General features: G+C 65.4%; 12 protein-coding genes. 2 read left to right on the forward strand and 10 right to left on the reverse strand.

Going from position 1 to position 6,587, the window contains the following annotated elements; all coding sequences use genetic code 11:
* Position 1: 1 nt before the first annotated feature.
* Complete coding sequence (locus ABD678_RS01615) at positions 2 to 967, reverse strand: isopenicillin N synthase family dioxygenase (protein WP_344753023.1); 966 nt, start codon at positions 965 to 967, stop codon at positions 2 to 4.
* Positions 968 to 1,073: 106 nt separating this feature from the next.
* On the opposite strand from ABD678_RS01615, the gene ABD678_RS01620 reads away from it, so the two are divergent.
* On the forward strand, positions 1,074 to 1,598 hold the full coding sequence (locus ABD678_RS01620) for a MarR family winged helix-turn-helix transcriptional regulator (protein WP_344753025.1): 525 nt from the start codon (positions 1,074 to 1,076) through the stop codon (positions 1,596 to 1,598).
* Positions 1,599 to 1,866: 268 nt separating this feature from the next.
* Positions 1,867 to 2,319, forward strand: a complete 453-nt coding sequence (locus ABD678_RS01625) for a putative periplasmic lipoprotein (protein WP_344753027.1) — start codon at positions 1,867 to 1,869, stop codon at positions 2,317 to 2,319.
* A gap of 3 nt (positions 2,320 to 2,322) precedes the next feature.
* Here the strand turns inward: ABD678_RS01625 and ABD678_RS01630 are convergent, their stop codons facing one another.
* The 9 genes from ABD678_RS01630 to ABD678_RS01665 all read right to left on the reverse strand — a co-directional run bounded on the left by ABD678_RS01630 (position 2,323) and on the right by ABD678_RS01665 (position 6,571).
* Positions 2,323 to 2,550, reverse strand: coding sequence for a DUF3263 domain-containing protein (locus ABD678_RS01630; RefSeq protein WP_344753029.1), 228 nt, complete (start codon positions 2,548 to 2,550; stop codon positions 2,323 to 2,325).
* A 191-nt stretch (positions 2,551 to 2,741) separates the two neighbouring features.
* On the reverse strand, positions 2,742 to 3,290 hold the full coding sequence (locus ABD678_RS13775) for an endonuclease VII domain-containing protein (RefSeq protein WP_425561927.1): 549 nt from the start codon (positions 3,288 to 3,290) through the stop codon (positions 2,742 to 2,744).
* Positions 3,291 to 3,443: 153 nt separating this feature from the next.
* On the reverse strand, positions 3,444 to 3,800 hold the full coding sequence (locus ABD678_RS01635) for a hypothetical protein (RefSeq protein WP_344753032.1): 357 nt from the start codon (positions 3,798 to 3,800) through the stop codon (positions 3,444 to 3,446).
* Between the two features lie 90 nt (positions 3,801 to 3,890).
* Positions 3,891 to 4,244 carry a hypothetical protein gene (locus ABD678_RS01640; protein WP_344753034.1) on the reverse strand — a complete coding sequence of 118 codons (354 nt, stop codon included), beginning with the start codon at positions 4,242 to 4,244 and terminating at the stop codon, positions 3,891 to 3,893.
* A 16-nt stretch (positions 4,245 to 4,260) separates the two neighbouring features.
* Positions 4,261 to 4,593, reverse strand: a complete 333-nt coding sequence (locus ABD678_RS01645; protein WP_344753036.1) for a hypothetical protein — start codon at positions 4,591 to 4,593, stop codon at positions 4,261 to 4,263.
* A 119-nt stretch (positions 4,594 to 4,712) separates the two neighbouring features.
* Positions 4,713 to 5,648 carry a M23 family metallopeptidase gene (locus ABD678_RS01650; protein WP_344753038.1) on the reverse strand — a complete coding sequence of 312 codons (936 nt, stop codon included), beginning with the start codon at positions 5,646 to 5,648 and terminating at the stop codon, positions 4,713 to 4,715.
* 55 nt (positions 5,649 to 5,703) lie between these two features.
* Positions 5,704 to 6,030: a hypothetical protein gene (locus ABD678_RS01655; RefSeq protein WP_344753040.1), complete on the reverse strand. Its 327-nt coding sequence runs from the start codon at positions 6,028 to 6,030 to the stop codon at positions 5,704 to 5,706.
* A 13-nt stretch (positions 6,031 to 6,043) separates the two neighbouring features.
* Positions 6,044 to 6,322 carry a hypothetical protein gene (locus ABD678_RS01660; RefSeq protein ID WP_344753042.1) on the reverse strand — a complete coding sequence of 93 codons (279 nt, stop codon included), beginning with the start codon at positions 6,320 to 6,322 and terminating at the stop codon, positions 6,044 to 6,046.
* A 9-nt stretch (positions 6,323 to 6,331) separates the two neighbouring features.
* Positions 6,332 to 6,571 carry an H-type lectin domain-containing protein gene (locus tag ABD678_RS01665; protein WP_344753044.1) on the reverse strand — a complete coding sequence of 80 codons (240 nt, stop codon included), beginning with the start codon at positions 6,569 to 6,571 and terminating at the stop codon, positions 6,332 to 6,334.
* Positions 6,572 to 6,587: the final 16 nt, after the last annotated feature.

The following is a 6,587-nucleotide window of genomic DNA, read 5'->3' on the forward strand; positions in this document are numbered from 1 at the left end:
TCTAGCCGACCGCCTTGTGCGACTTCCCGGCGAGGTGCGGGCCGGCGAGCACGGGCTCGTACTTCGGGGTCTCGCCCGCGGCGAGGCTCGAGGGCAGGCATTCGACGAGCGCAGAGTAGTTCGCGTTGTGGAAGAACGGCATGCTCTGGCGACGGGTGGAGACGGCCGAGCCGGCATCCGGGTTCACGACGCGGTGAAGCGTCGACGTCCAGCGATCGTTGGTCCAGCGTGCCATGAGGTCGCCGATGTTGATGACGAGGGCGCCGGGGGTCGGCGGGATGTCGACCCAGGCATCCGAGTGGTCGTCGCGCACCTGAAGGCCGGCCCGGCCGAGCTCCTGACGGAGGATCGTGAGCGTGCCGTAGTCGGTGTGGGCGCCCGCGCGCAGCTGGCCGTCCTCCGGCGGGGCGGACTGCTCCGGGTAGTTGATCGCCCGGAGGGCGCTCGGGCTGCGGTCGATCTTGTCGGCGAAGAAGTCGGCGGGCAGGTCGAGGCCGTGGGCGAACATCGTCATGAGCCGGTTCGCAAGCGTGGACATGGCCGCATAGTAGGCCTCCCACACCGGCTTGAACTCGGGCAGGGCCGCCGGCCAGCGGTTCGCGGAGAACAGGCTCGCCTCGGTCTCGTCGGCCGGCTTGTGTCCGGCGACGACACCCGGGCCCATGTTGAACGACTCCTTGAGGTCGCCGGGCGCCATCGCATCGAGCGACTGCGCGAGCGACTCGGTGAGCATCGGGAAGTAGCCATACAGCCCACCCTCCTGCCGCTCAACGGAGAGCTTCTCTTCCAGCGGCAGGTCGAAGAAGGAGCGGGTGACCTCCCAGCAGCGGTCGGCCACCTCATCCGGCACGCCATGGTCGACGATCTGGAAGAAGCCGACCTCGCGCAGGGTCTCGTCGAACTCGCGACCGACGACGGCCGGGTCGCGGTCGATGTTGATGGTGGGAACGGCGATCGGTGTCGTCATGGCAGGGTCCTCATTCTGGTGCGGATGTCCATCCAGCCTATGCGGGCCGGCGCGGGCGGGCCGACGCTAATCTGAAAGCACGCCATCAACCAGAAAGGGAGGGCGGATGCCGGAGAAGAAGCCGCTGCCCTGGGACCCGATCGTCGAGGCGCATCGCCAGTGGACGCAGCACGGTTGGGGCGCCGAGGCCGACGGCATGGCGGTGGTGACGTCGATCATGCGGGCGCAGCAGCTCATGCTCGCACGGGTCGAGGCGCTGCTGAGGCCCTTCGAGCTGACCTTCGCGCGCTACGAGATGCTGCGACTGCTGAGCTTCACGCGCGACGGTACCCTGCCGATGGCGAGCGCGAGCGCCCGGCTCCAGGTGCATCCGACGAGCGTGACGAACACGACCGACCGGTTGGAGGCCGCCGGCCTGCTGAAGCGCACCGCGCATCCGACGGATGGGCGGGCGACGCTCATCCGGATCACGCCGCCCGGTCGTGCGATCGTCGACGAGGCGACGGAGGTCATCAACCGCGAGTTCTTCGGCGATGTCGGCCTCGATGCGGATGACCGCACGGCTCTCGTGGAGATTCTGGCGCGGTTCCGGCGTGACGCCGGCGACTTCGCGGAGCCTGCGGGGTCGTAGGGAGGCGCTGCTTCGTCCTTACGAGGCGGAAAGTTAGGGCGGTGGCGTGGAGCGAGTGACGGGAATCGAACCCGCGCTACCAGCTTGGGAAGCTGGAGTTCTGGAGTGATGATTCCTTGACCTCCCCTGGGTTGCTCCGATCTAGGACTTTACGAAAAGTAGCACCCGGCGATTCCCTCACTATCCCGCGCAAAGTAGCGAGTAACTAGCGGATTATCCTCCCTTGAGGCCTACCGCATCGCGGGCGACGTCGATAAACTCGGGCGCCATGAGAGCATTCCTCGCCGTCCCCCTTCTTGCAGCGCTAACCCTCGCCGGCTGCACGTCCGTTCCCGCCCCAGCCACGGCCGTCGATGTAGCAGGAATCATCGCGCCGTACAAAGCTGACTGGATCAAGGCGGCCACGACACAATCGGAGTGTGCTGAGGCGTGGGTATTCGATCGCAGTACCGGCCCTGACTGTTACGTGCTCGCCGACACGGTCGATACGACGACTGCGACCGCGTTGCAGGAGCTCGACGAGTTGGGGCCGCCTGAGGGCCGCGAGAGCGACTTTGCCGCATTGACCAGCAGCCTTGAAGCGGCGAGCGCGTTGAAAATTCGCGCCGTGTGCGGAACCGAAGCCGTGCCGAACACGAAAGTGGGAGCGTGCGGGGATCTCATTGTTGATCGTGTGACCGCTCTGGGTCTACTGAACCGTGAACTCACAAAATGGCCGTGACGGTCAACTGGCGCGCGCGGCCATCCTCTGCCGACGGAGCCGCTGTAGTCGCCGCACCAGCAGGGGCGCATCTTGGAGCGCAGCTGCGTCGTCGATGATCCGATTGAGTCTCTGGTAGTAGCGTGCCGCCGACAGACCGAATGTCGTCTTGATCAGGTCCGGCTTCGCCCCTCCCGGTATCGGGTGCGCATCCTCGAACTCGAGCAGAGCGCGGTCACGGTCAGAGAGCATGAGAATATCTTGGCCGAGGGGTGAGACATCCCGCTACCCTCGAACCGTGGACGACCTCGAAGACCTCGACACACCGAACTGCCCTTCGTGTCTTGAGCCGATGGAGGCGACCGTCGGAGCATGGTGGTGCGCGGGCTGTCGAGTGACCGTGCGGCCTTAAACGACGAATCGCCCCCGGCCACTCTCCGTGCTCATGCCTTGAGGTACCCGATTGCGGCCGAGAGCCTCGTGACGTCATCGCCCATGAATCCCAACGCGGTATTGCAGTGGCTGCAAAGAAGCCCGCGAATCTCGCCGGTTGCGTGATCGTGGTCAACCGCCAATCGGCGCTTCTCGGCCGGTAGCGTCCCGCAAATTCGACAACGGCCGTCCTGCATCGCAAGCATTCTTTCGTATTCCTCAATTGTGATTCCGAACTTTGCCTTGAGCCGGTACTCACGAGATTGTTCACGGCTGAGCGGACTGCCCTTTCGTCCGGTTCGCTTCGCGGCCTCTGCTCTGTGCAGCGAAATGCATTGGCATCCTCGAACGGTGCGGACTCGAATCCGCGTGGGGCCACAAACACTACATATGGCCGTCTTGGCTTCGCGATCGACGCTAGTCAGGCGGTGATGCGACGGGTCCTTCGGCAAGAGCTCAATCTCCCCGCGGCGGTACTTCCGCCCGTAATATGAACTACAGAAGCCTCGAACTTTCGCGGGAGCACCGCAATTCGGTTCCGAGCAACTACCCTCAGACATATCGACTCCAATCAGTCGGTCACGCCCCGGCCCGTTCACGCGGGTGCGGGGTCCACTTCAGCATAGAACAGAGAGACGAGAAAACGCCCCCGGCGCTCGGAGTGTTCTATGAACACAAGTCCGAGCGCCGGGGGCGTCGTGCTGTAGTGCGGGTCAAGACTGCCAGGAGTCACCTGCCGGGCCGTCGATGTGGAGGTGCTTGATCGCGAGCTCGGCGGTGAGGTGCTTCTCGCAGAGCGTCGCGAGGTTGTAGCCATCGCCCTCAATGCGAGCGCCCGTCTTGGTCGGCTCTCCGCACTCGGCGCAGTCGCACCAGTTCGAGGTTCGGCTATCGAGGCGAACGCGATCCCGCTGGTACTGCCCGTAGCAGGCGCGCGCCTCATCCTCCGTCGGGTGCACGTGCGGCTGCTCGGCGCAGTAGCCGAGCGCATAGGCGCCCGTGCGACGGTTCCGTGACCCGTAGGCCCAACCGGTGTGATCGGCACGCTCAAGCGCTGTCAGGTGATTCATCGTGCCCTCCTCACTGGCATGAGTCGCACTGCAGCTCATCCTGCGGATCGACTGGCACCTGCACGCCATCGACCCGCTCGGTGTCGGCCATCAGGCCGCGAGCCGCACGTCGTCCTTGCGGACATTCACACCGACCTCGACGGCGAGCACGTTCAAGCCCGCGAGGATCAGCACGAGGATCTGCGTGACCGTGAGATGCCCAGAACCCAGTAGCGGGATGAGGGCGCCGATCACCGCGGCGACGATCGCCGCACCGGTCTTGAGCAGGCCGGCCCAGCGGCCGTCGACGATGGGTACCAGGTAGGTGGCGATCGCGCCGGCTGCGAGGATGCCGAGCTGCCACAGCGTGGCGGGGGTGCGCTGGTCGTCAGGGATGGCGACGAACGCGGTGATGAGGACGATCGCGATGCTCAACAGCGCGGCGAGGTACTTGTTCAGAATCATGGTTACTCCACTTCGGTTAGGCGGCCAGGCCGCGGGTGATGATGTACAGCACGACGCCGGCCGCGACACTGCACAGCAACGACGTGATGAGCGCGGGAATCCACCGTGACGACCAGGACGCTTTCTCAAGGTCGGTGATGCGCAACCCGTGTGCGTTGTGGTGTGCGGCCTCCCGGTCATCGAGGGTGCGCACATCCTCGCGGATGTTCTTCAGCTCCGGATCGATGAGGAGCCGAATCTTGCTGACCTCCTGCTGGGTATCGCGCGCAATATCGCGCGTCTCCTGCACCGTCTTCCACATGTCGTCGGGGGTGATGATGACCGACCCGGACGGGATCTCTGCTGCCATCGTTCACCACCATCCGCAGAACAGGAAGCACAACGCGGCCGCCGGTAGCAGCCAGTACCCGAGGAGGAAAAGCACGACGAGGCCGACCGTGACCAGACCAACGGTGGCGAGCACCCGGCTCACGAGGGACCCCCGCAGGACGACATGATCGTCCCGACGGTCGCGATGATGGCGATGAAACCGGAGACGATGAGAACGCCGGTCCGGTTCACGGTGGACGTCGAGGGGGTAGTGACCGGTGGGGTCTGCTCATCCTCGACCGGAGGGTCCGGCAACTCGACAGGCGGAGCAGGCTCTGTGGGCTCGATCGGCGGGTCCGGCTCAGCAGGAGGTTCGATCACCACAGGCGGTTCGGTCGGCTCGATCACGGGGGGCTCGATCACGGGCGGCGGTGTCAGGTCCGCCAGATCGTGTACGCCCGTGTCGGTGAAGCCTCCCAGCCACATCCAGCCGTTGCCATCAGTCACCCACTCATCGATGCCCTGAACCTCCACACCGTGACGCCACCCGGTGAGCGTCAGAATCGACCCGGCCGCAGCCGAACCGATCTTCTCTGCGAGGGTCGTCGGCTCCGCCCTCCGATTCACACTCGCCGTCGCGAGCACCTGCCGCTGATTCGGCCCCAGCATCCGGAAGTACGGTTCGGGGTCCACGCGGGCGCCGTTCTTCCACACCTCGAAGTGCAGGTGGTTCTGCCCGTTCGCCGCGGTGCCAGCGTTCCCCATCGGTCCCAGATAGGTGCTCGTCGTCACCGCCTGTCCCACCTTGACGGCGGCGGACCCTTGCGGCATGTGGCAGTACCGAGTGATGAAGGAGCCATGGTTGACCTCGATGCAACCGCCCATCGTGGCATCCCAGTAGACGCGGGACACAGTGCCAGCACCGGCCGCGAACACCCTCCGGGAACCGGCAGGATCGGCGTTGAGCCAGTAGTAGTCCTGCCCGTGATGCACACGAGTCCCGTCGAAGTATTGGGGTGAACGGCCGAACGGTGCAGAGATGCCGTGATCGGGTCGACCCTGACGCCCTGCAGGGGTTGGTCTGGCAGTGAGCATGGTGTCCTCCTTAAATGCAAAACGCCCCATCAGGGGCCTGGGATAGACGGTGGGGTCAGCGGGTGATGGGAGGGAATCCGCCGAACGAAAACGCGGTGACCGCGGCCGCAGTGACCTGTCCGACCGCTCCGGTCGTGCGCACAATACAGCGGGCCGGCGTGCCGTTCGCGTCGGTCTGGCCGACAACCTGCACCAGCATTGTGAACGGCAGCGTGAACGCATCCGCTGTCGCACCTGTCGAGTTGCCACGGCCACGGAACTTGATGTCGTCACCGATGAGCCGGTACTGGGGCGTCTCCCCTACGAGCGCCGTCCACCCAGTGTTGAGGGTCGGGGTGATCCACCCGGTATCGGAGGCGACCGGTGGCCAGAACTGGCTCACCGGCCCGCACCGATCAGGCGGGGATCGCGATCCAGGGAACGTCGTACGACGACGAGAACGCTGTGCCCGCCGCGAGGCGAATGTCGCAGCCCGTTGTCGTGACGTTCAGCGCCATCGCTGTCAGCGGCACCCCTCCCGCCGAGTTGACCGAGCCCGCGATGACGATCGGGGCGGTTGCAAACTTGCCGGCCGGGAACGTGATCGCAACCGTTCGTGTAGACCCGCCGTTGCCGGTGATCGTGACAAGACCGGCCGCGCGAGGATCCGGCATCGGTGGCCAGAACTGGCCCATCAGCGGGCCTCAGCTTGCCGGGAGCGCCACCCAGTTGACCGCCCGAGGAATAGTGCCCTCCACAATGCACTTGAACCCGGTCGTTGTGATGTCCTGCACTGTGAGCGGGAGCCGGGACTGCACGATCGTGGCGACCACGATAGGCGGTGCTCCGAAGGGTGCAGGGAAGTTGATGAGCTGCGCCGTCGTGTTGCTGACGCTCGCCACGTACCCGGCCTGCGGAGGCCGGGCAGGCCAGAATTGCGCCACCGCTCAGCCCACCAGA

Source organism: Leifsonella bigeumensis, from assembly GCF_039537265.1.
Lineage (GTDB): Bacteria > Actinomycetota > Actinomycetes > Actinomycetales > Microbacteriaceae > Terrimesophilobacter > Terrimesophilobacter bigeumensis.

Coding starts and splice junctions, on each gene's coding strand:
- ABD678_RS01615 (WP_344753023.1), bottom strand. CDS start 967: ATGACGACACCGATCGCCGTTCCCACCATCAACATCGACCGCGACCCG.
- ABD678_RS01620 (WP_344753025.1), top strand. CDS start 1,074: ATGCCGGAGAAGAAGCCGCTGCCCTGGGACCCGATCGTCGAGGCGCAT.
- ABD678_RS01625 (WP_344753027.1), top strand. CDS start 1,867: ATGAGAGCATTCCTCGCCGTCCCCCTTCTTGCAGCGCTAACCCTCGCC.
- ABD678_RS01630 (WP_344753029.1), bottom strand. CDS start 2,550: ATGCTCTCTGACCGTGACCGCGCTCTGCTCGAGTTCGAGGATGCGCAC.
- ABD678_RS13775 (WP_425561927.1), bottom strand. CDS start 3,290: ATGTCTGAGGGTAGTTGCTCGGAACCGAATTGCGGTGCTCCCGCGAAA.
- ABD678_RS01635 (WP_344753032.1), bottom strand. CDS start 3,800: ATGAATCACCTGACAGCGCTTGAGCGTGCCGATCACACCGGTTGGGCC.
- ABD678_RS01640 (WP_344753034.1), bottom strand. CDS start 4,244: ATGATTCTGAACAAGTACCTCGCCGCGCTGTTGAGCATCGCGATCGTC.
- ABD678_RS01645 (WP_344753036.1), bottom strand. CDS start 4,593: ATGGCAGCAGAGATCCCGTCCGGGTCGGTCATCATCACCCCCGACGAC.
- ABD678_RS01650 (WP_344753038.1), bottom strand. CDS start 5,648: ATGCTCACTGCCAGACCAACCCCTGCAGGGCGTCAGGGTCGACCCGAT.
- ABD678_RS01660 (WP_344753042.1), bottom strand. CDS start 6,322: ATGGGCCAGTTCTGGCCACCGATGCCGGATCCTCGCGCGGCCGGTCTT.